The following is a 22,032-nucleotide window of genomic DNA, read 5'->3' as shown; positions in this document are numbered from 1 at the left end:
CGCCGCAATCGCCGTGCAAGGCTCGCCGCCAACGCCGGCGAACCATGTCGATCGTCAATCCACGATGAACAACTTGGCCCCGACGGGCGTGCTCGAACGATGCGGCTCGGCCCCATCGGCGACCTGATAGCTCTGCCCCGCCTTCAGCACGAAACGGCGGCCGTCCTCGAGTTCGGTGTGCAGTTCGCCGTCGAGCACGTAAAGGATGTGCCCTTTCACGCACCAGTGATCGGCCAGGTAGCCGGGGGTGTATTCGACTTGCCGGACGCGGATGTCGCCGAATTTGCGCGTGCGCCAGTAAGCCGTGCCGGAATCGCCGGGATGCGGTTCGGGTTCGACGTCGGACCAGTCGGTCACGCCGAAGGGGATATCGCTCATCTTCATAGGCGGATCGTTCCTTGTGGAAGGGGAAACGGATAAGGCAATGTGAGGTGAGGCGGAGGGATGCGTCGAAAGCGCCGAGCCAGCCCGGGTCAGGTCAGCCCTGCTGCGGCACTTGCAAGCGGGGTAGTTGCGCCAGCACCGATTGTACGCACTCGTCGACGCTAAGTTCATGGAGCGCATCACGCGGCAGCGTTTCGTCGGCGGCGCGGCCGAGCACCTCGAGCACGCGCGGCTTTAAGCGCACGAGTACAAGCCGCTCGCCATGCGCGCGCAACTCGGCGGAAAAGATGCGCAGCGCCTCGATCGACGTACTGTCGACGTCGGGTGTTTCCTCCAAGCTCAGCATCACCGTGCCGGGCACGCTTGCCTGCGCGCCGATGAGCTTGCGCGCCTCGCTGAGCACGCGATCGGCGTTCGCGAAGAACAGCGGCTCTTCGGGACGCAGGATCATGACGCCGTCGACGGGCCGCGCATCGGCATGCTTCGACAGGTCGACGAAATCGTGGCTGTCGCGCAGGCGACCGAGCACGCTCACCATCGGCACCGAGAAATTGCGCAGCGTCAGCAGCAGGCTCACCCCGATCGCGACGAGCAGGCCGTGCAGCACGCCGAGCAGGAGCACGGCCAAGAGCGCCGCGGCCGTCAACAGCCGGTCGCGGCGCCAAACGATGTAGGGCCGAAACACGTCCGGATGCAGCGAATGGCTGACGGCGTAGATGACGATGGCCGCGAGCACGGGCTCGGGAATGCGGGCGAGCTGCGGCCGTAGGAAAAGCACGATCAAACCGACTACGATCGCGGCGACGAGCCCCGCCCAGCGCGTCTGCGCACCGGCCGCTTCGTTGGCCGACGAAGCCGAGTACCCCGCGCCGACGGGCATCCCCTGCAGCAGCGCCGAGACGAGGTTCGCGCCGCCGAGCGCGACGAGATCGCGATTGGCCGACATCGGGTCGCCGTGCTTGAGCGCGAAGCTGCGGATCGAGCCGTACGACTCCGCATAGAGGATCAGCATCAGCGCGAAGCCGAGTTCGATCGTCTGCAGCCATTGCGTGCGCGCGAACGCGGGCAGCCCGAAGCGGACGTCCTGCACGTCGATCGCGCCGACGACGGTCATGCCCCAGCTATGCCAATCGATGAAGTACCCCGCACCGATGCCGAGCACGATGACGACGAGCGTCGCGGGGATGCGCGCGCTGCGGCCCAGCGCAAACAGGATGGCGAGCGCGATGCCCCCCACGGCGACGCTGTGCGGGTTCCAGGCGAAGAGCTGGCGCGCGAGATCGAACGCCATGCGGGGCACGTCGCCGTAGTGCGACGAGACGCCGAGAATGGTCGGCAGCTGTTTGACGGCGATGGTCAGCGCGAGCCCGAACGCAAAGCCGCGCAGCACGGGCTTGGCGACGAAGTCGGACATGCCGCCCAGCCGTGCGCAGCCCGCGAGCACGAACAGAATGCCGGTCGCGCAAACGAGCGCGGCCGCATAGGCGAGGTGCGCCGCGGCACCGCCGCCCGCTTGCGCGCCGACGGTAGCCGCGAGCACGGCCGCCGACGACGAAGTGGACGAAACGATGGCAAAACGGCTGCGCCCGAGCAAGGCATAGACGGTCAGCCCCGCGAGCAGCGCGACGACGCCGGCTTGCGGCGGCATATTGGCGATGCCCGAGTAGGCGACGGCTTCAGGCAGCAGCAAACCGGCGATCGACATCCCGGCGAGCGCGTCCTTCACGGCGCGCTGCGCCGGCGGCGTCGGCGCGCCGGGCTGTGCGTACTGACACGGATCCTGCAGATGCGCGGCGGCTGCGTGCCCCGTATCGATCGTCATAGCCTCGAGCCCCAGGTGGAAGCGAGGTGGAAGCGAGGTGGAAATCAGCGTGCCGCGGTTTTGCCCGCCCAGCCCGGCAAGTAGCGCGCCTCGTGATCGTGCGCGCAGGCGAGCGCCGCCGCCAGGGCCTTGTCGAAATCCTTGCGCACGCGCTTTTCGGGAATCCTCGGACGCAGATAGTCGGCCCAAAGAAATTCGCTGAACGGCGCCATGTCTTTCGCATAGCCGCCCACGTGACGCAAGGCCCCCGCCAGGCTGCGATAGGGATCGTCGACGAGTTCGGTCAACGTTTTGGGCAGATCGTCGTAGTCGCACCGCGTGCCGTCCGCGCCGAACGGATGCACCCACTGGCAGTGCTCCATCATGCGCCAGAAGATGACGGGATCGAGCCACGAGAGGTCGCGCTGCACCATCAGCTGGACCTCGCTGACGCCTTCTTCGACCAAGGCGAGCCCGAGATGGTGGTGATCGACGATGAAGTGTTGCCGCTCGGGGCCGAGCACGGCGGGAAACCAATGCGTCGAGATGGCCTGCGCGCGCCCCTTCTTGTCGAGCGACTTCCAGTGCTCGCGCTTGACCTCGACCTCGTGATAGCCCACCGTGACTTGCGTGGGCCGGAGCGTCTCGAGCTTGACCGTGATCAGGCGAACATCGGCGGTCGGACCTTGCATGGTGACATCCCCCCTTTCTTCTCGTGACACGTCGTGTCTTATTGCTATTGCGTGCGGCCTACTTCAAGCACCGCACCGCACCGAGCCCGGCGCACCCGCTCAACGGTTGCCGCCGTTCGGCGCGATACCCGTGGACGACTTCTTTCGCATGAGCTTGTAGAGCGCGGCCAGCGCCACCGGCACGATCGCCGCGCCGACGCCCACCAGCACGATCGCGTTCAGGTACTGACGAATGAACGGAATATTGCCGAAGAAATAGCCGGCCAGCACGAGCAACAGGACCCACAGTGCGGCGCCGGTCACGTTGAACAGCTGGAAACGGCCCGTCGGCATCTCGGAGACGCCGGCCACGAACGGCGCGAACGTGCGCACGACGGGAACGAAGCGCGCCAGCACGATCGTCTTGCCGCCATGCCGCTCGTAGAAGCGGTGCGTCTTCTGCAGCGCGGCTCGATCGAGAAAGCGCTCCAAGAACGGAATATGCGTATTGAAGACCTTAGGCCCGATCGCCCGGCCGATCAGGTAGTTGACGGTGTTGCCGGTGACGGACGCGACGAGCAGCAGCACGATCAACGAAGCCAGATTCATTTCGCCCGTCGCGCAGAACGCCCCGCCGATGAACAGCAGCGAATCGCCGGGCAGAAACGGCAAGACGACGAGACCCGTCTCGCAAAAGACGATCAGGAACAGCACGGCATATACCCATGCACCGTACTGATGGACGAAATCACCGAGGAACTTGTCGATGTGCAGAACCAGCGTGACGAGATGAAGCAGCGTATCCAAAGGCATTCCTTCCTAAAATCAAAACGAGCCAAGCGGCGCGCGGCGCAATACAGTGCAATAGGCCGCAATCTATGAAATCGACAGAGCCGCTCCCTGCGCGCGAATCATCGCGCCATGATACCGAAACTACATGACCGATCTCGAAACGGCTCGGCGAACCGCGCCTGCCTTGAGAATCGACCGGCGGCAAATCGCTATAATCGCCGCATGTCCGAATTTCCCGAATCGCCGGCCGACGCCGAGCGTGCCGCGCCCGCGATGGCCGCGGTACGCCGCGCGATCGCCCCGCTGCCCGATCAGCTGATCAGCCAAATCGCCGCCGGCGAAGTCGTCGAGCGGCCGGCCTCGGTCGTCAAGGAACTGCTCGAAAACGCGCTCGACGCCGGCGCCAAGACGCTGCGCATCCTGCTCGACGCGGGCGGCGTCAAACGGATCTCGATCGCCGACGACGGCTGCGGCATCCCGCCGAGCGAATTGCCGCTCGCCTTGATGCGCCACGCGACGAGCAAAATCCGCTCGCTGGCCGAACTCGAGGCCGTCGCCACGCTCGGGTTTCGCGGCGAAGCCCTCGCTTCGATCGCTTCCGTGGCCGAAATGTTCATCACGAGCCGCACGCCCGACACCGCGCATTCCACGCGCATCGACGCGCAGACGGGTGTACTGGCCCCAGCCGCCGGCGGTGTCGGCACGACGATCGAAGTGCGCGAGCTTTACTTCAACACGCCGGCGCGCCGGAAGTTCCTCAAAAGTGAACAAACGGAGCTCGGCCACTGCGTCGAGATGATCCGGCGCGCGGCGCTCGCGCGGCCCGACGTGGCGATTTCGGTCATGCACAACGGCCGCGCGCTCGAGCATTGGAATGCGAGCGAGCCGCCGGTGCGCGTCTCGAAGATACTCGGCGAAGCGTTCGCGAGCGCGCATTTGCCGCTCGAGGAAATTGCCGGAGAAATCGCGCTGTACGGTTGCGCGGGGCTGCCGACGGCCAGCCGCGGCCGCGCCGACCAGCAATACTTCTTCGTCAACGGCCGCTTCGTGCGCGACAAGCTGCTCACGCACGCCGTGCGCGCGGCGTATGAAGACGTCCTGCACGGCGATCGCTATCCGTCGTACGTGCTGTTCCTCGATCTGCCGCCCGAAGCGGTGGACGTCAACGTGCATCCGTCGAAGATCGAAGTGCGGTTCCGCGATTCGCGCGCCGTCCATCAGTACGTGTTCCATGCGCTGCAGCGCGCGCTCGCGCGCCACGCCGGCGCTTCGCCCGAGACGACGGCGCTCGGCCATGCGGCTCAGATCGAACCGCGTGCTGGAGCTGGCCTCGGCGAAGTGAGCGGAGCCGGTTTGGGCGGCTCGGCGGCCGGCGGCGTGTCGCTTTCGGCGGCGAGCCGCGGCGGTACCACTTGGATGCGCGATTCGCGGATGACGCAGGGCACGCTGCCCGTCGCGCAGCCGCTTGCGCTCTATGACGCGCTGTTCGGGCGCAAGGATGCCGCGCAGGCCGGCGCCGGCGCGAACGCGGGCGATGCGGGGCGCGTCGATGGCGCACCTTGGCTGTCCACGCCCGCATCGTCGCCCTTCGAAGCGCGCGACGGTGCGGCGGATGCCGCGGGCCCGGCGGCGTTCGGCGGATCGCAAGCGGCGATGGCCGCCGATCTCGACCAGCCGCTCGGCTTCGCGCTCGGCCAGATCCACGGCGTCTACGTGCTGGCGCAGAACGCGCGCGGCCTCGTGATCGTCGACATGCATGCCGCGCATGAACGAATCTTGTACGAGCAGTTCAAGCGCGCGTTGTCCGAGCGGACTGTGGCCGTGCAGCCGCTCCTGATTCCCGTTTCGATGACGGCCGACGCCGTCGAAATCGGCACGGCGGAGGAAGAACGCGAATCCCTCGAGGCGCTCGGCTTCGATCTTGCCGCGCTCTCGCCCACAACGCTCGCGATCCGCGCCGTGCCGGCGCTGCTCAAGGACGCCGACCTGCCGGCGCTCGCACGCGCGGTGCTGGCCGATCTGCACGCCTACGGCGGCTCGCGCGTGCTGACCGAGCGCCAGCACGAACTGCTCGGCACGCTGGCCTGCCACCATGCCGTGCGCGCGAACCGGCGCCTGACGCTCGACGAGATGAACGCGCTGCTGCGCCAAATGGAAGCGACCGAACGCGCCGATCAGTGCAATCACGGCCGGCCGACCTGGTATCAGCTGACGCTCGGCGATCTCGACCGTCTTTTCTTGCGCGGGCAGTGAAGCGCGTGAACGAGCCTCATCGCATCGCCATCGCTTGCCTGCTGGGCCCGACGGCGTCGGGCAAGACCGCGGCGGCGCTCGCGTTCGCGGCCAAGCATCCCTCGGAAATCGTCAGCGTCGACTCCGCGCTCGTCTATCGCGGCATGGACATCGGCACGGCCAAGCCAACGCTCGGCGAGCAGGCACGCGTGCCGCATCATCTGATCGACGTGCGTGAGCCGACCGAAGCGTACTCGGCGGCGGATTTCCGCGCCGATGCCCTGCGCGCGATCGGCGAGATCGTTGCGCGCGGCCGCGTGCCGCTGCTCGTCGGCGGGACGATGCTCTACTACAAGGCGTTGACGCAGGGCCTGAACGATTTGCCCGGCGCCGATCCCGATGTGCGCGCCGCACTCGAAGCCGATGCGGCGCGCGAAGGCTGGCCCGCGTTGCACGCGCGGCTTGCGGGCGTCGATCCGGAAACGGCGGCGCGCCTGGCGCCGAACGACGCGCAGCGCATCCAGCGCGCACTCGAAGTGTTCATGCTGACGGGGCAGCCGATGTCGGCATTGCTGGCTGCACCCGAACGCAAAGATGAAAACGAAACGCCCTACCGCTTCGTACCGATCGCGCTCGAACCAAGCGACCGGTCGGTGCTGCACACGCGCATTGCGCAGCGCTTCGATGCAATGCTCGAAAATGGTTTCGTCGACGAAGTGCAGCGCCTGCGAGCGCGCGGCGATTTGAATCCGGGCTTGCCGTCGATGCGCTGCGTCGGCTACCGGCAGGCGTGGGAATACTTGGACGGCGCGATCGATTACGCGACGATGCGCGACAGGGGGATTTTCGCCACGCGGCAGCTCTGCAAGCGGCAGCTGACCTGGCTGCGCTCGATGCCCGAGCGGATCGTCATCGATTGCTGCGCGCCGAGCGCTACGGACGGGGCCGTACGCGCGGTCGAAGCAGCCGTCGGGGTGAACGAGGGGCCTTCAGGACATCCCCACGTTCGAACTTGACGCGCCGCGCCATACTTCGCGACCGACCGGCTCGCCCCCACCCCAGGCGGCAAGATCGGCCGGCAGCGGGGCCTCCGAATCGCACGCCGCAACCCACTGATCTAGCGAATACTTGCGCCGAGCAGGCGTAAGCAACCCGCATTCGGGACTGTCTTTCAAACGAGCACCTCGCACGCGCCTCAAACCACGACCGTCTGCGCCTCGCCTTCCTTGCTCGCGCGCACCACGCCGATCTTCCAGACCTGCTCGCCGGCCGCCGTCAATTCGCGCACGGCTTCATCGGCCACGTCCGCCGCCACGACGACGGCCATCCCGATCCCGCAGTTGAAGACGCGATGCATCTCGGCGTCGGCAACGCCGCCATGCTGCTGCAGCCACGTGAACAGCGGCGGCATCGGCCAAGCCGACGCCTGCAATTCGGCCGTCAGCCCGTCCCGCAGCACGCGCGGGATATTTTCGACGAGCCCGCCGCCCGTGATGTGCGCCATCCCCTTCACGGCGATCTTTTCCATCAACGCCAGCAACGGCTTCACGTAGATGCGCGTCGGCGCCATCAGCGTGTCGGCCAGCGAGCGGCCGTGGAAATCGGCCGACAGGTCGGGATTCGCGCGCTCGATGATCTTGCGCACGAGCGAAAAGCCGTTCGAATGGATGCCGCTCGAAGCCAGGCCGAGCACGACGTCGCCCGGGGCGATCGTGCTGCCGTCGATGATCTTGCTCTTTTCGACCGCGCCGACGGCAAAGCCCGCCAGATCGTACTCGCCGTCCGGGTACATGCCCGGCATCTCGGCCGTCTCGCCGCCGATCAGCGCGCAGCCGGACAGTTCGCAGCCCTGCGCGATACCCTTCACGACCGTGGCGGCCGTGCCGACGTCGAGCTTGCCGCAGGCGAAGTAATCGAGGAAGAACAGCGGCTCGGCGCCCTGGACGAGGATGTCGTTCACGCTCATCGCGACGAGATCCTGGCCGACCGTATCGTGTTTGTTCAGATGAAACGCCAGTTTCAGCTTCGTGCCGACGCCGTCCGTGCCCGACACGAGCACGGGCTCGCGATACTTCTTCGGCACCTCGAACAGCGCGCCGAACCCGCCGATACCGCCCAGCACGCCTTCGCGCAGCGTCTTTTTCGCAAAGGGCTTGATGGCGTCGACGAGCGCGTCGCCTGCATCGATGTCGACGCCCGCGTCACGGTACGACAGACCCTGGGCGCCAGCGTTGGCGTCCGGCGAGGATTTCGGTTGATTCATGGGGAAGAGCGAGAAGGTCGGTAAAATGCGATTTTAACCGATGCTGACTGGGATACGCCTTTGTCGCAGAATTCACCGATTCTCACGCCCTACCAGCGCCAAGCGCTCTTCTGGGGCGCCGTCGCGCTGGGCCTAGGCATCTTGCTGTGGCTGCTCAGCCCCGTACTGACGCCGTTCCTGCTCGGCGCGATCCTGGCCTACATCCTCCAGCCCGGCGTCGCCTGGCTCGTGCGCCATCGGATCCCCCGCGGCCTCGCGGCGCTCGTGATGATGCTCGTGTTCGCGCTCGTAGTCTCGCTGCTCGTGCTGCTCGTGTTCGCGGTCGTGCAAAAGGAAGGGCCCGAACTGAAGGCGCAGATTCCGGGGCTGATCTCGCATCTGCACGACTGGCTGCAGCCCAAGCTCGCGGCGCTCGGCTACGGCGACATCTTCGATTTCTCGAGCCTGCGCGACATGCTCACATCGCAGCTCGAAGGCAGCGCGCAAACCGTCGCGCTCGCGGCCTGGAAGTCGCTGCGCACGAGCGGCAACGTCATGATCACCGTGATCGGGGATGTGGTCATGGTCCCGCTCGTGCTCTACTACCTGCTGTACGACTGGAACAAGATGCTCGCGCGCTTCGCGTCGATCGTGCCGCGCCGCTGGCTGCCCAAGACGCTCGAACTCGCGGTTGAAATGGACCGCACGCTGTCGCAGTATCTGCGCGGCCAATTGCTCGTGATGGGCGTGCTCGCCGCGTTCTACGCCATCGCGTTGACCATTGCGGGCTTCGAGATCGCGCTGCCGGTCGGCATCTTCACCGGGCTGGCCGTGTTCATCCCGTACGTCGGTTTCGCGATCGGCCTCGCGCTCGCGCTGCTCGCGGCGCTGCTGCAGTTCGGCAGCGTCTACGGCTTCGTCGCCGTGGCGGTCGTCTACGGGGTCGGGCAAATTCTCGAGAGCATGTTTCTCACGCCGCGCCTCGTGGGCGAGCGCATCGGCCTGCACCCGCTCGCGGTGATTTTCGCCTTGCTCGCATTCGGCCAGCTGTTCGGCTTCTTCGGGATACTGCTCGCGCTGCCCGTCAGCGCGATTCTGTCCACGGCCCTGCGCGAAGTGCGGCGCGGCTACCTCTCGAGTTCGCTCTATAAGAATTGAGGAGCCGAGCGTGACATCGAGCGCTTCGTTCGTTCGATCGTTTAGGTCCTTTTCGTTCGTTGGATTATTTGATTTTTTGTTTGACCGTTTGATTGCTCGTTTCCCACATCGTGACTGTGCATCGCCAATTGACGCTCGACCTCGGCACACCGCCGCCGTCGACGTTCGATAACTTCTTTGCCGGCGCCAACGCGGAACTCGTCGCCCGGCTCGCCGAGCTCGAGGGCGCGCTGGCGGCGGGCCCGCTCGCCGACCGCACGTTCTACGTCTGGGGCGAGAGCGGCAGCGGCCGCAGCCATCTGCTCTCGGCGCTCGTGCAAAGCGCGGCACCCGGCCACGCCTCGTTCCTCGGGCCGCAAAGCGCGCTGGCGGCGTTCGCGTTCGATCCGAGCGTGGCGATCTACGCCGTCGACGACTGCGACAAGCTCTCGGGCGCGCAGCAGATCGCGCTGTTCAACCTCTTCAACGAGGTGCGCGCGCATCCGACGAGCGCGCTTGTCGCAACCGGCAACGCCGCGCCGCTCGGGCTCGCCGTGCGCGAGGATCTGCGCACCCGCCTCGGCTGGGGGCTCGTGTTCCATTTGGCTCCGCTGCCCGACGAGCGCAAGAGCGCCGTGCTCAAGCACGCGGCGAAGGAGCGCGGCATTGCGCTGGCCGACGACGTGCCCGCCTACCTGCTCACGCACTTTCGGCGAGACATGCCGAGCCTCATGGCCCTGCTCGATGCGCTCGACCGCTTCTCGCTCGAACAAAAGCGCGCGATCACGCTGCCGCTGCTGCGCACGATGCTCGCGCAGCCGGCCGCCGACGCCGCTCCCGAAGGCTCGCCGGCCACGCCGAGCCGCTTCAAGTAAAATGCGCACTCATGACGAATCTCGCACTCTTCGACCTCGATCACACGCTCATCCCGACCGACAGCGACCACGAATGGGGCCGCTTCATCGTGAAGCTCGGCATTGTCGATGCCGAAACCTACCTGCGTGACATCGATCGCTTCTACGCCGACTACAAGCGTGGCCAGCTCGACATCCATGCGTATCTCGAGACGATCCTCGCGCCGCTCGCCCATCGCCCGCGCGCGCAACTCGCCGCGTGGCACGAGCAGTTCATGCACGAAGTGATCAAGCCCGCCCTGACGCCCGTTGCCTTGGAACTCGTGCGCAAGCACCAGGAGGCGGGCGATCTGTGCTGCATCGTCACCGCCACGAACGAGTTCATCACGCGCCCGATCGCCGATGCATTCGGCGTCGAGATGCTGATCGCCTGCGAAGTCGAAACCACGGACGGCCAGCCGCACTCGCCGTTCACGGGCCGCGGCACGGGCACGCCCAGCTATCGCGAAGGCAAGATCGTGCGCGTCGAGTCGTGGCTCGCCTCGCTCGGTAAAACCTGGGCCGACTTCGAACACAGCTACTTCTACAGCGATTCGCACAACGACATTCCGCTACTCGAGAAAGTCACCGATCCGATCGCGACGAACCCCGACGCCACGCTGCTTGCCCATGCGCAAGCGAAGGGCTGGCGCATCTTCGATCTATTCCAACCGTCGTGATCAAGAAACTCATCCGCAAGCTGTTCGGCCAAGACACGGATACGGCCGCCCCCACCGGGGATGACTCCCTCGCCGAAGAAGCCGCGGCGCTCGATGCGCCCGCGGAATCGGCGGCCGTCGCCAAGCCACGCCGCAAAAAGGCCGCGCCCAAAGCTAGCGCAGGCGGGCCCGAGGCGCCCGTGATCCTATCGTCCGATATCCACGGCATCGATCCGTCGCTGATCTCGCGCAACGCCGTGCGGGTCACCGACACCCTGCAGCAGGCCGGTTTCCGCGCGTTCATCGTCGGCGGAGCCGTGCGCGACTTGCTGCTCGGCATCGCGCCGAAGGATTTCGACGTCGCCACCGATGCCACGCCCGAACAAGTGCAGCGCCTGTTCCGCCGAGCTCGGCTGATCGGCCGGCGCTTTCAGATCGTGCACGTGCAGTTCGGGCAAGAGATCATCGAAGTCTCGACGTTCCGCGCACTCGTCGATGCCCCGCCGCCTGCACCGGCCGCGGAAGCTCCGCCTAAGCGCCTGCGCCGCGACGAACTCGATCGGCGCACGCATGCCGTCGACGCGAGCGGCCGCGTGCTGCGCGACAACGTCTGGGGCGAACAGCACGAAGACGCCACCCGGCGCGACTTCACGATCAACGCGATGTACTACGACCCGGCGACGCAGACGGTCCTCGATTATCACAACGGCATGGGCGACATCCGCGCCCGCCTGTTGCGCATGATCGGCGATCCGGCCACGCGCTACCGCGAAGATCCGGTGCGGATGCTGCGCATCGTGCGTTTCTCGGCCAAGCTCGGCTTCGAGATCGACGAAGCCACGCGCGAGCCGATCCAGCCGCTGGCCGATCTGATCCACAACGTGCCGGCCGCGCGGCTGTTCGACGAAATGCTCAAGCTGCTGCTCTCGGGCCACGCGCTGGCCTGCCTGAAGCAGCTTCGCAAGCAGGGCTTGCATCACGGCCTGCTGCCGCTGCTCGACGTCGTGCTCGAACAGCCGCACGGCGAATCGTTCATCACGCTCGCATTGAACAGCACCGATGCCCGTGTCAAAGCCGGCAAGGGCGTGTCGCCGGGGTTCCTGTTCGCGACGCTGCTCTGGCACGACGTGCAGCAGCGCGCGCAGCAATACGAGGCGAACGGCGAATTCGCGGTGCCCGCGCTCCATCATGCGATGGACGACGTGCTCGACATGCAGACCGAGAAGCTTGCGATCCACAAGCGCTTCTCGGCCGATATGCGCGAGATCTGGGGCTTGCAGGCGCGGCTCGAAAAACGCTCGGGCCGCAGCCCGCTGAAGCTCGTCGAACACCAAAGATTTAGAGCGGGTTATGATTTCCTCTTGTTACGGTGCGAATCGGGCGAGCTCGATCCCGCGATCGGCGCTTGGTGGTCGTCCTTCCTAGACGGCAACCCTGCCGAGCGCGAAACGCTTTTGTCGCAAGGCGGCCGCGCCGCCGCGCCGCGCAAGCGGCGCCGCCGCGGCGGACGCAGCCGCAAGAGCGGAGAGGCGGAGCCGGCCGGCGCGCAAGACGCGCAAAGCCCGCAAGAAGACTGAACGGGCGGCGGTGCGCCGCCGAACGGAAGTCATGAAGTCGTAGGAAGCCATGCCATGACGGTTGCTTATCTCGGTCTAGGCGCGAACCTCGGGGACGCTCGCCAATCCCTGAAGGATGCGGTTGTCTGTCTCGCCCAGCAGCACGCGGTCACCGTGCTCGCGAAATCGAGCCTTTACCGCACCGCGCCGATCGATGCGAACGGCGACGACTACTACAACCTCGTCGTCAAGCTCGAGACGTCGATGAGCGCGACGGTCTTGCTCGCGCTTTGCCATCGGATCGAGCATCATTTCGGCCGCGAGCGGCCGTTTCGCAACGCGCCACGCACGCTCGACATCGACATCGTCCTGTACGGCGAGGCACGCATCGACGAGCCCGATCTTGTGATCCCGCATCCGCGCGCCTTCGAGCGCGCCTTCGTGCTCGTGCCGCTGGTCGAGATCGATCCCGACATCGCGATTCCGGGCCGCGGCCGCGCCGATGCGCTGTTGCCCGCGGTCGCCGATCAGCGCATCGAGAAGGTGAAGACTTGCCGCTGCGCAATGGCCGACGCCCTCGCCGCAGCCCAAGGCGGCAAGTCATGATGCCGTCGAATGTCCCGCCTGTAACGGTGACGGCTCCCGACTTGCGCGCCCCGCACCGCTACATCGCGATCGAAGGACCGATCGGCGCGGGCAAGACCTTGCTGGCGCAGCGGCTCGCCGAGCGCTGGCCGATGCGCACGCTGCTCGAGCGGCCCGAAGCCAATCCGTTTCTCGCCCGCTTTTACGGCGACATGCCGCGCTACGCGCTGGCCACCGAACTCCAATTCGCGCTGCAGCGCACCGAAGAGGGCCGCCAAGCCGCGGAACTGCTCGCGCGAGGCGACGCACACGCACTCGTCACCGATTTCATCCCGCACAAGAGCGCGATCTTCGCGCGCCTGACGCTCGATGCCGACGAATGGCCGCTCTATCAGTTGCTAGCCGAGCGCATCGCCGCCGCGGATGCGCCGGTGCCCGACCTCGTCATTCACCTCCAGGCGAGCCCCGCGACGCTGCTCACGCGCGTGAACAAGCGTGCACGATCGGAAGAAGCGAGAATCTCCGAAACGTATCTGCGCCAACTGAGCGACGCCTACGATCAGTTCTTCTATCACTACGACGACAGCCCCGTGCTGACCGTCAACACCGAGCACCTGAATCTGCTCGAATCCGATACGGATTTCGCGCTGCTGATCGAACACATCGAGACGATGCGCGGACGCAAGGCGAGCTTCGTCAAAGCGCTTTAATATCCGGTCCGTCGGTGCACGCACGCTAAATTTCCTTTACGGGTTCCCGGTTTCCCGGCGTCCCTTTTTCCGAACACGAGACTTTCGATGACCTATTTGCAGGAATCCAACCGGCCGAAGATCACCGTGCCGAAGCTGCAGGCCATGCGTGAAGCGGGCGAGAAGATCGCGATGCTGACGTGCTACGACGCGAGCTTCGCATCGCTGCTCGACCGATCGGGCGTCGACGTGCTGTTGATCGGCGATTCGCTCGGCAACGTCGTGCAAGGTCAAACGACGACGCTGCCCGTCACGCTCGCCGACATCGCCTATCACACCGCCTGCGTCGCGCGCGCGCAGCCGCGTGCGCTGATCGCCGCCGATCTGCCGTTCGGCACCTACGGCACGCCGGCCGATGCGTTCGCGAGTTCGGTCGAAGTCATGCGCGCCGGCGCGCAGATGATCAAGCTCGAAGGCGGCGAATGGCTGGCCGAAACGGTGCGCTTTCTCGTCGAGCGCTCGGTGCCCGTCTGCGCGCACATCGGGCTGACTCCGCAGTCGGTGCATGCGTTCGGCGGGTTCAAAGTGCAAGGCCGAACCGAGGAAGGCGCGAGCCGCCTGCTGCGCGACGCACGCGCGATGCAGGACGCCGGCGCCCAAGCGGTCCTGCTCGAAGCCGTGCCGCCGGCCGTCGCGGCGGCCGTCACGAAGGCCGTCGCCGTGCCCACGATCGGCATCGGCGCCGGTGTCGACTGTTCGGGCCAAGTGCTCGTCTTGCACGACATGCTCGGCATCTTCCCCGGCAAGCCGGCCCGCTTCGTGAAGGATTTCATGGCCGGCGCGCCCAGCGTCGGGGCAGCCGTCGAGGCGTACGTGAAGGCCGTCAAGGACGGCTCGTTCCCCGGGCTCGAGCACGTGTTCTGAAACCACGTTTTGCACTCGAATGGGTTGTCGCCGGACCTGCCGACGACGGCCGCCGCCGGGTCGCCTCCGCACCCCAGGTCGAGTGCGGGCGCGTACGAGCTAGCGCTTAGGCGTTCCGAACGATGCGCGCGGGCAAAGCACCGCGCAACGCATTGCAGATGACGAGTGCTTCCGCGCGCAACAAGTCGGCTTGGGTCAGCGTCCGCTCGCTCGCCTGCATCGCGGGATCTTCGAGCAGTACTTGCCGCATCACGCCCGGCAGCAGCCCCGCCGATAGCGGCGGCGTATACCAGCGGCCGTCGAGCTTGACGAACACGTTCGAGCGCCCGCCCTCGGTCAACGCCCCGCGTTCGTTGAAGAACAGCGTGTCGAAGCAGCCTCGCGCTTCGGCCAATCGCCAGGCGCGGTCGAATTCGGCGCGCGACGTGCTTTTATGCCGGAGTAGGAAATCGTCCGAGCGCACGGGCTCGAAGCCGTGCTCCGGTGCGAGCAGAACGCCGACCGGCGCGAAGGCGTTATCGGGAGCGGCGGGCCGATCGGCTGCCGCCCCGCCCGAATAGCCCGTGTTGGCGGCATCGACCGTATTAGCCATATTAGCCGTATCGCCCGCATCGGCGAGCCGCATCACTTCGCCGAGCACGGCACTCGTGATCTGCGCGCTGCCATCCTTGCTCAGCGCGAGCCGCACCCGGTGCGCGACGCCCGCCGGAAATTGCGCGCATTGCTTTGCTAAGCGTTCGCGCAGCACCGATTCGTCGAATAGGAAGTCTAGTGCGGCCGCGCTCTTGCCCAGGCGCGCAAGATGCCGCTCGAGGTAGCGCACGCCGTCGTTGCGCGTCCCATACATCGTCTCGAACAACTGCAGCCCCGGGTCCGCGCCCGTCAGGAACTTCGCCTTGAGCCGGCATTCCGCGTATTCGTCGGCGGCCACGCTGTCTAGCACGATGCCGCCGCCGACCCCCATCGTCCCGCGCCGCGTGCCGCGCGTACCGGACGGCGCGCCAAGCGTCAGTGTGCGAATCGTGACCGATAGACAGAAATCGCCGCAGCCGGCCTCCTCGCCGTGCGCGGACGTTGCAGCCGGCGCTTCGACCCAGCCGATCGTGCCCGTGTAGAGCCCGCGCGGCGTCGTTTCGATCTCGTCGATGAGCTGCATCGTCCGGTGCTTGGGCGCGCCCGTGATCGATCCGCACGGAAACAGCGCGCGCAGGATGCCGGCGAACGAGGTTCGCTCGCGCAAGTCCGCCTCGATCGTCGAGGTCATCCCCCAGATCGACGGATACGGTTCGACCGAAAACAACGCGGGAACGCAAACGGAGCCCGTCTTCGCCACGCGCGAGAGGTCGTTGCGCAGCAAATCCACGATCATCAGGTTCTCGGCCCGATTCTTGGGATCGCTGCGCAAGAAGGCCGCCGCGCGCGCATCGTCCTCGGGCGAGGCGCCGCGCGCCGTCGTTCCCTTCATCGGGCGCGTGCGCAGCCGCCCCCCTTGCTTTTCGACGAACAGCTCCGGCGAGCAAGAGAGCACCCATTCGTCGCCGGGCAGCGCGATCAGCGCGCCGTAACGGACAGGCTGCCGCGCGCGCAAGCGCCGGTACAGCCCGACGGGCGAACCGAACGCCTCGAATGCGAGGCGATAGGTGTAGTTGATTTGGTAAGACTCGCCGGCACGCAGCGCTTCATGCACGGCAGCGATCGCCGTTGCGAACGCCTCGGGCGTCACGCTCTCGACGACGTTCGCCGCGCCGGCCACGGACGGCGGCGGCGGCGGCAGCGCCTCGGCCTCACCAGTGCCAGTGCCAGTTCCGATGCCCGCGCCCGCGCCCGATACCGCCCCGCCATGCTCGGGCGGCATGCCGCCGTCGAGTGCCGCGAGCCACGCATCGACCTGCTCGCGCGAGCGCTTATCGCATCGCTCGAACAACAAAAAACGCAGCGAGGCATCGCCGCGCTGCGTGAATCGAGAAGGCGAATAAGAGGCTACCGAAGCCGGAACAGCCGCCGAGGCAATCAGCCGCTTGCCGAATTCCAAATCGCGGCCAAATTCGTAATCGCCCAGCATGACGGCGTGCAACCCGCCGCGCACGTCGCGCTCGACTTCGGCACAGACCGCGTCGAGCATCGAAGGATCCGTGCAGACATGCGCCCGCGCGAAGCCCGTGTAGAGACGGCTGGTGGGAGTCGCGGCGCTCGCGTCGCAATCGTCGAGCAGCGCGAAAACGGCGCCGCGTTGTTCTGCGTTCATCTACTACCCTTGCGTCGGCGCGCTCGTGCAACAACACGTCGTGCGAACGAGCGCACGCCCGACCAGCCGATCAATCGAAAAAACTCTTCACCCGGTCGAACCAGCTTTTGCTCTGCGGGCTGTGACGCGGACCGCCTTCAACGAGCGACTTCTCGAACTGCTTGAGCAGATCGCGCTGCGGGTCGGTCAGCTTGACGGGCGTTTCGACTTGCACGTGCACGTACAGATCGCCGGGAACGCTCGAGCGCAGGCCCTTGATGCCCTTGCCGCGGAGCCGGAACGTCTTGCCCGACTGCGTGCCCTCGGGCACCGTGAACGACGCGCGGCCCGCGAGCGTCGGCACTTCGATCTCGCCGCCGAGCGCCGCCGTCGTGAACGGAATCGGCATTTGGCAGTGCAGATCGTCGCCGTCGCGCTCGAACACCGTGTGCGCCTTGATGTGGATCTCGACGTACAGGTCCCCCGGTGGCCCGCCGTTGACACCCGGCTCGCCGTTGCCCGACGAACGGATGCGCATGCCGTCGTCGATGCCGGCCGGAATCTTGACCTCGAGCGTCTTCGTCTCCTTCACCTTTCCAGCGCCGTGACAGTTCACGCACGGATCGGGAATGTAGGAGCCGGTGCCGTGACACTTGGGACACGTCTGCTGGATGCTGAAAAAGCCCTGCGACATGCGCACGGCGCCCGAGCCGTTACAGGTCGGACAGGTTTCGGGCTTCGTGCCGGGTTTGGCGCCCGAGCCGTGACAGATCTCGCACGAGACCCAGCTCGGCACGCGAATCTGCGTCTCGCAGCCGTGCGCCGCTTGCTCGAGCGTGATCTCCATGCTGTAGCGCAGATCGGCGCCACGGTAGACCTGAGGGCCCGCGCGGCCGCGGCCCGCACCGGCGCCGCCCGCTGCTTGTCCGAAGATGTCGCCGAAGATATCGCCGAACGCATCGGCGAAGCCGCCGAAGCCTTGCGCACCCGCGGCGCCCGCCATGTTCGGATCGACGCCGGCGTGACCGTACTGGTCGTACGCCCCGCGCTTTTGCGAGTCCGACAGCATTTCATAGGCTTCCTTCACCTCTTTGAAATGCTCTTCGGCATTCTTGCTGTCCGGGTTGCGGTCGGGGTGGTACTTCATCGCGAGCTTGCGATACGCCTTCTTGATCTCGTCGTCGCTCGCGTTCTTCGCAACGCCCAGAACCTCGTAGTAATCCCGTTTCGCCATCGGTTCACCGCCGGTTCGCGCTTTGGGGCGCGACCGCTCCTTTCGCATACTGTGGAGTCTTGCGACTCGTTAGGCTGGCACCGCCAGGCCGTCTCGAACGGGCCAAGCAGCCCCGCCCTCCATAAAGCAAATGTGCCCGGAGGACCCGAAGGCCCGCCAGGCGTCGATCCGGCCGGTCCATTTTCATGGCCGGCCGCTTCACGGCGCGATTTCCGCGGCCGTCAGTCAATCGTCAGTCCTTCTTCACTTCCTTGAACTCGGCATCGACGACGTCGTCCTCGGGCTTGCTCGTGCCCTGGCCGGCGCTCGCTCCGCCCGCACCGCCCGCCGACGCACCACCGGCTGCCGCGCCGGCGGCGCCTTGCGCCTGCATGTCGGCGTACATCTTTTCGCCTAGCTTTTGCGACGCCGTGGCGACCGCCTCGACCTTCGCTTCGATCTCCGCCTTGTCGGCCGAGCTGCTCTTCAGCGTGTCCTCGAGTTCCTTCAATGCCGACTCGATCTTCTCCTTCTCGGAGGCGTCGATCTTGTCGCCGTACTCGGTCAGCGCCTTCTTCGTGCTGTGCACCAGGGCGTCGCCTTGGTTGCGCGCATCGGCCAGCTCGCGCATGCGGTGATCTTCCTCGGCATTCGCCTCGGCATCCTTCACCATCTTTTCGATCTCGGCTTCGGACAAGCCCGAGTTCGCCTTGATGGTGATCTTGTTTTCCTTGCCCGTCGCCTTGTCCTTCGCGCCGACGTGCAAGATGCCGTTCGCGTCGATGTCGAACGTCACTTCGATCTGCGGCACGCCGCGCGGCGCGGGCGGAATCCCTTCGAGGTTGAATTCGCCGAGCAGCTTGTTGCCCGCGGCCATCTCGCGCTCGCCTTGGAACACCTTGATCGTCACCGCCGATTGGCTGTCGTCGGCCGTCGAATACACTTGCGCGTGCTTCGTCGGGATCGTGGTGTTCTTGTTGATCATCTTCGTCATCACGCCACCGAGCGTCTCGATGCCGAGCGAAAGCGGCGTCACGTCCAGCAGCAGCACGTCCTTGCGCTCGCCCGAGAGCACCTGCCCTTGAATCGCGGCGCCCACGGCCACGGCTTCGTCAGGGTTCACGTCGCGGCGCGGCTCCTTGCCGAAGAATTCCTTGACCGTGTCCTGCACCTTCGGCATACGCGTCATACCGCCGACGAGGATGACGTCGTCGATGTCGCTGATCTTCACGCCGGCATCCTTGATCGCGATGCGGCACGGCTCGACGGTACGCGTGATCAGCTCTTCCACGAGCGCTTCGAGCTTGGCGCGCGTGATCTTCAGGTTCAAGTGCTTCGGACCCGAGGCGTCGGCCGTGATGTACGGCAGGTTGATTTCGGTCTGCTGGCTCGACGACAGCTCGATCTTCGCCTTTTCGGCCGCTTCCTTCAGGCGCTGCAGCGCGAGCACGTCCTTCGACAGATCGACGCCCTGCTCCTTCTTGAACTCGCCGATGATGTAATCGATGATGCGCTGGTCGAAGTCTTCGCCGCCGAGGAACGTATCGCCGTTCGTCGAGAGCACTTCGAACTGCATTTCGCCGTCGACGTCGGCGATCTCGATGATCGAAACGTCGAACGTGCCGCCGCCGAGGTCATACACGGCGATCTTGCGGTCGCCCTTTTCGGCCTTGTCCAGGCCGAACGCCAGCGCGGCCGCCGTCGGCTCGTTGATGATCCGCTTGACTTCCAAACCGGCAATGCGGCCCGCATCCTTCGTGGCTTGACGCTGGCTGTCGTTGAAGTACGCCGGCACCGTGATCACGGCTTCCGTGACCGGCTCGCCGAGGTAGTCTTCGGCCGTCTTCTTCATCTTGCGCAGCACTTCCGCCGAGATTTGCGGCGGAGCGAGCTTTTCGCCGTGCGCTTCGACCCAGGCGTCGCCGTTGTCGGCCTTCAGGATCTTGTAGGGCATCAGGCCGATGTCCTTCTGCACTTCCTTTTCTTCGAAGCGGCGGCCGATCAGGCGCTTGACCGCGAACAGCGTGTTCCTCGGGTTCGTCACCGACTGACGCTTGGCCGGCGCACCGACGAGCACTTCGTTGTCGTCCATGTAGGCGATGATCGACGGGGTCGTGCGAGCGCCCTCCGAGTTCTCGATCACCTTCACTTGGTTGCCTTCCATCAGCGCCACGCACGAGTTCGTGGTGCCGAGGTCGATACCGATAATCTTGCCCATTTTTCCTGATCTCCGAGATATTCCGATTACTTCGACGAGACGGCGCTTCGTTGGCGCTGCCGCCCGCTCAATTCAAACCTGCACCCAAGATGTGTGCCGCCGGACCGTTTTCAAGACCCTGAAATCTATAAGGTCAATCGATTTTTGCAATTTTCGCCCGCGCCTCGCCGGACACGTCCCGCTCTCGAAAACGGAAAACGCGGTGGCGTCGACGCCGTGCGCGCTCATCGACGGCGCCTTGCGTGGGGCTTGCCGCGCGGCTTACTTCGGCGCCGCGACCGTCACGAGCGCCGGGCGCAGCACGCGATCGGCGATCGCATAGCCCTTTTGCAGCACGGAAACGACCGTATTCGCTTCTTGTTCCGCCGGCACCATGGAAATGGCCTGATGCTGATGCGGATCGAACTTCTCGCCCACCGGGTTCACAACCGTCACGCGGCCCTTTTCCATCGCGCTCGACAGCTGGCGCAGCGTCAGATCGACGCCCTCGCGCAGCTTCGCGGCATCGCCCGAGGTATCGGCCAAAGCGGCTTCGAGGCTGTCCAGCACGGGCAGCAGATGCTCGGCGAACGCTTCGATCGCGAACTTGCGCGCCTTCGTCACGTCCTCGGCGGCGCGGCGGCGGACGTTTTCCGTCTCGGCCTTCGCGCGCAAGAAGCTCTCGCTCAGCTCGGCGACTTTCGCCTGTGCTTCGGCTAGCGCGGCGTCGGGGGACGCGCCGGCGGCAGCGGGCTGGCCCTGGGCGGCGGCGCTCTGCGCCGCGGCGTTCTCAGCCGCGCCCTGCTGCGCGGTCGCGTCGGGAGACGACGGTTGCTGGTTGGCCGGATTGTCTTGCGTATGTTCCATGTCGCTGAAAATCGTCCAAAAAGTGAAATCGAAGCAGCGGCCGACAGGCGGGGACTTCGCCCCGCCCGGCCGGGCAACGTAAACCGCATCGTGGTTCGACCCGTTGCTCGAATACAACTATGCCGCCGTGCATTGCTTCGGCAGATGGGGCTGCCGAGCCGCATTTCAAGCCCCTGCGCGCCCCTTTTTTGCACTTAATGCGAGCCGGAAACGAACGGTAACACTGGTTACCGGCACCGAAGGCAAAACCGCGTTGAGCACCATCCTGGTTTGCCCTAAACTGCTTGCATGCGTTTCGAATCCGAGCCCCCCGCTCCGGAACGCACTCAAGCTGTGCCCATCCGAGTTGCCGACGTCCGATTCGCCTTTCTCCGCGTGAGGGAGTACCGTGAAACTGACCTTTGCCGTTGCGGTGGTCGCCCTGGTACTCGTCGCGGGAACCACCACCATTTGCCTGTCCGGCGCCGTGACCGCCTGCACGACGGAATACGGTGGCGCGCACGCCGCGATCGATTCGCTGTTCAATCCCCGCCTGAAAACTTGTCAATGACGCGCCGGTCGCGCTTCGTCGGCCGCCCTTGCAGCGCGGCCGCGGGCTCGCGATAGGTGCGGCGCCGCTCGGCTTCCGCCGCGCGCTTGGTCTGGCTGTCCGGCGTCTCCGCGTAGAGCGTTTGCGCCACGCTCGCCGGCCCGCGCACCTCGCAGATCCCGAGCACCTGGACCTCCCACACGATCCGCTCGATCTCGACCGTGACGAGATCGCCGATCCGAACATCCTTCGCCGGCTTCACCGTTGCGCCGCCGATGCGCGCGTGGCCTTTCTCGACGGCATCGGCGGCCAGCGACCGCGTCTTGAAGAAACGGGCGGCCCAGAGCCATTTGTCGATGCGCGTGCGCGCGCCGGGTTCGGTCGAAATCTTGTGATTCATCGCAGCATCGGAAAATAAACGCCATGACGCGCGGCGG

Annotated in this window: 20 protein-coding genes; 10 read left to right on the top strand and 10 right to left on the bottom strand. The window is 66.0% G+C overall.

The window, feature by feature from the left end; genetic code table 11:
• Positions 1-54: 54 nt before the first annotated feature.
• The 4 genes from DWV00_RS30940 to DWV00_RS30925 form a co-directional block, all read right to left on the bottom strand.
• Positions 55-384, bottom strand: coding sequence for a DHCW motif cupin fold protein (locus tag DWV00_RS30940; RefSeq protein WP_115537425.1), 330 nt, complete (start codon positions 382-384; stop codon positions 55-57).
• Positions 385-478: 94 nt separating this feature from the next.
• Entirely contained in the window at positions 479-2,206 is a 1,728-nt protein-coding gene (locus DWV00_RS30935; RefSeq protein ID WP_115537424.1) for a SulP family inorganic anion transporter, read from the bottom strand.
• A gap of 44 nt (positions 2,207-2,250) precedes the next feature.
• Complete coding sequence (locus tag DWV00_RS30930) at positions 2,251-2,877, bottom strand: ParB-like protein (RefSeq protein ID WP_115537423.1); 627 nt, start codon at positions 2,875-2,877, stop codon at positions 2,251-2,253.
• Between the two features lie 99 nt (positions 2,878-2,976).
• A complete protein-coding gene (locus DWV00_RS30925) occupies positions 2,977-3,663 on the bottom strand; it encodes a DedA family protein (RefSeq protein ID WP_115537459.1) in 687 nt (228 codons plus the stop codon).
• Between the two features lie 207 nt (positions 3,664-3,870).
• Between DWV00_RS30925 and mutL the strand changes: the two genes are divergently transcribed.
• Both mutL and miaA read left to right on the top strand, forming a co-directional pair.
• Positions 3,871-5,901, top strand: a complete 2,031-nt coding sequence (gene mutL / locus DWV00_RS30920; protein WP_115537422.1) for a DNA mismatch repair endonuclease MutL — start codon at positions 3,871-3,873, stop codon at positions 5,899-5,901.
• A gap of 5 nt (positions 5,902-5,906) precedes the next feature.
• A complete protein-coding gene (gene miaA / locus DWV00_RS30915; protein WP_245965104.1) occupies positions 5,907-6,896 on the top strand; it encodes a tRNA (adenosine(37)-N6)-dimethylallyltransferase MiaA in 990 nt (329 codons plus the stop codon).
• Positions 6,897-7,075: 179 nt separating this feature from the next.
• On the opposite strand, the gene purM is transcribed toward miaA, so the two are convergent.
• Entirely contained in the window at positions 7,076-8,143 is a 1,068-nt protein-coding gene (gene purM / locus DWV00_RS30905; RefSeq protein WP_115537419.1) for a phosphoribosylformylglycinamidine cyclo-ligase, read from the bottom strand.
• 60 nt (positions 8,144-8,203) lie between these two features.
• On the opposite strand from purM, the gene DWV00_RS30900 reads away from it, so the two are divergent.
• The 7 genes from DWV00_RS30900 to panB all read left to right on the top strand — a co-directional run bounded on the left by DWV00_RS30900 (position 8,204) and on the right by panB (position 14,565).
• Positions 8,204-9,280 (top strand): AI-2E family transporter, encoded by a 1,077-nt coding sequence (locus DWV00_RS30900; RefSeq protein WP_115537418.1) that lies wholly within the window; start codon positions 8,204-8,206, stop codon positions 9,278-9,280.
• Between the two features lie 110 nt (positions 9,281-9,390).
• Positions 9,391-10,134: a DnaA regulatory inactivator Hda gene (gene hda / locus DWV00_RS30895; protein WP_181885650.1), complete on the top strand. Its 744-nt coding sequence runs from the start codon at positions 9,391-9,393 to the stop codon at positions 10,132-10,134.
• 11 nt (positions 10,135-10,145) lie between these two features.
• Positions 10,146-10,832 (top strand): histidinol-phosphatase, encoded by a 687-nt coding sequence (locus DWV00_RS30890; protein ID WP_115537417.1) that lies wholly within the window; start codon positions 10,146-10,148, stop codon positions 10,830-10,832.
• Entirely contained in the window at positions 10,829-12,388 is a 1,560-nt protein-coding gene (gene pcnB / locus DWV00_RS30885) for a polynucleotide adenylyltransferase PcnB (protein WP_115537416.1), read from the top strand. Before DWV00_RS30890 ends, pcnB begins: the two co-directional genes overlap by 4 nt.
• Positions 12,389-12,442: 54 nt before the next feature.
• Positions 12,443-12,973, top strand: a complete 531-nt coding sequence (gene folK / locus DWV00_RS30880; RefSeq protein ID WP_115537415.1) for a 2-amino-4-hydroxy-6-hydroxymethyldihydropteridine diphosphokinase — start codon at positions 12,443-12,445, stop codon at positions 12,971-12,973.
• Positions 12,970-13,662, top strand: coding sequence for a deoxynucleoside kinase (locus DWV00_RS30875; RefSeq protein ID WP_245965103.1), 693 nt, complete (start codon positions 12,970-12,972; stop codon positions 13,660-13,662). The genes folK and DWV00_RS30875 overlap by 4 nt, the downstream gene beginning before the upstream one ends.
• An 87-nt stretch (positions 13,663-13,749) precedes the next feature.
• Entirely contained in the window at positions 13,750-14,565 is an 816-nt protein-coding gene (gene panB, locus DWV00_RS30870; RefSeq protein WP_115537414.1) for a 3-methyl-2-oxobutanoate hydroxymethyltransferase, read from the top strand.
• Positions 14,566-14,671: 106 nt separating this feature from the next.
• On the opposite strand, the gene DWV00_RS30865 is transcribed toward panB, so the two are convergent.
• The 4 genes from DWV00_RS30865 to grpE form a co-directional block, all read right to left on the bottom strand.
• Positions 14,672-16,810 (bottom strand): chorismate-binding protein, encoded by a 2,139-nt coding sequence (locus DWV00_RS30865; RefSeq protein ID WP_115537413.1) that lies wholly within the window; start codon positions 16,808-16,810, stop codon positions 14,672-14,674.
• 70 nt (positions 16,811-16,880) lie between these two features.
• On the bottom strand, positions 16,881-18,023 hold the full coding sequence (gene dnaJ, locus DWV00_RS30860) for a molecular chaperone DnaJ (protein ID WP_115537456.1): 1,143 nt from the start codon (positions 18,021-18,023) through the stop codon (positions 16,881-16,883).
• Positions 18,024-18,255: 232 nt separating this feature from the next.
• Complete coding sequence (dnaK, locus tag DWV00_RS30855; protein WP_115537412.1) at positions 18,256-20,220, bottom strand: molecular chaperone DnaK; 1,965 nt, start codon at positions 20,218-20,220, stop codon at positions 18,256-18,258.
• Positions 20,221-20,481: 261 nt separating this feature from the next.
• Positions 20,482-21,066, bottom strand: coding sequence for a nucleotide exchange factor GrpE (gene grpE / locus DWV00_RS30850; RefSeq protein ID WP_115537455.1), 585 nt, complete (start codon positions 21,064-21,066; stop codon positions 20,482-20,484).
• Positions 21,067-21,454: 388 nt separating this feature from the next.
• On the opposite strand from grpE, the gene DWV00_RS34250 reads away from it, so the two are divergent.
• Positions 21,455-21,616, top strand: a complete 162-nt coding sequence (locus DWV00_RS34250; protein ID WP_181885649.1) for a hypothetical protein — start codon at positions 21,455-21,457, stop codon at positions 21,614-21,616.
• Here DWV00_RS34250 and DWV00_RS30845 read toward each other — a convergent pair.
• Complete coding sequence (locus DWV00_RS30845) at positions 21,588-21,995, bottom strand: RNA-binding S4 domain-containing protein (protein ID WP_115537411.1); 408 nt, start codon at positions 21,993-21,995, stop codon at positions 21,588-21,590. The genes DWV00_RS34250 and DWV00_RS30845 overlap by 29 nt on opposite strands.
• Positions 21,996-22,032 lie beyond the last annotated feature (37 nt).

Origin of the sequence: Trinickia dinghuensis (assembly GCF_003367175.1) — a bacterium.
GTDB classification, from domain to species: Bacteria; Pseudomonadota; Gammaproteobacteria; order Burkholderiales; family Burkholderiaceae; genus Trinickia; species Trinickia dinghuensis.
This window is presented reverse-complemented; position numbering and strand designations above follow the sequence as displayed.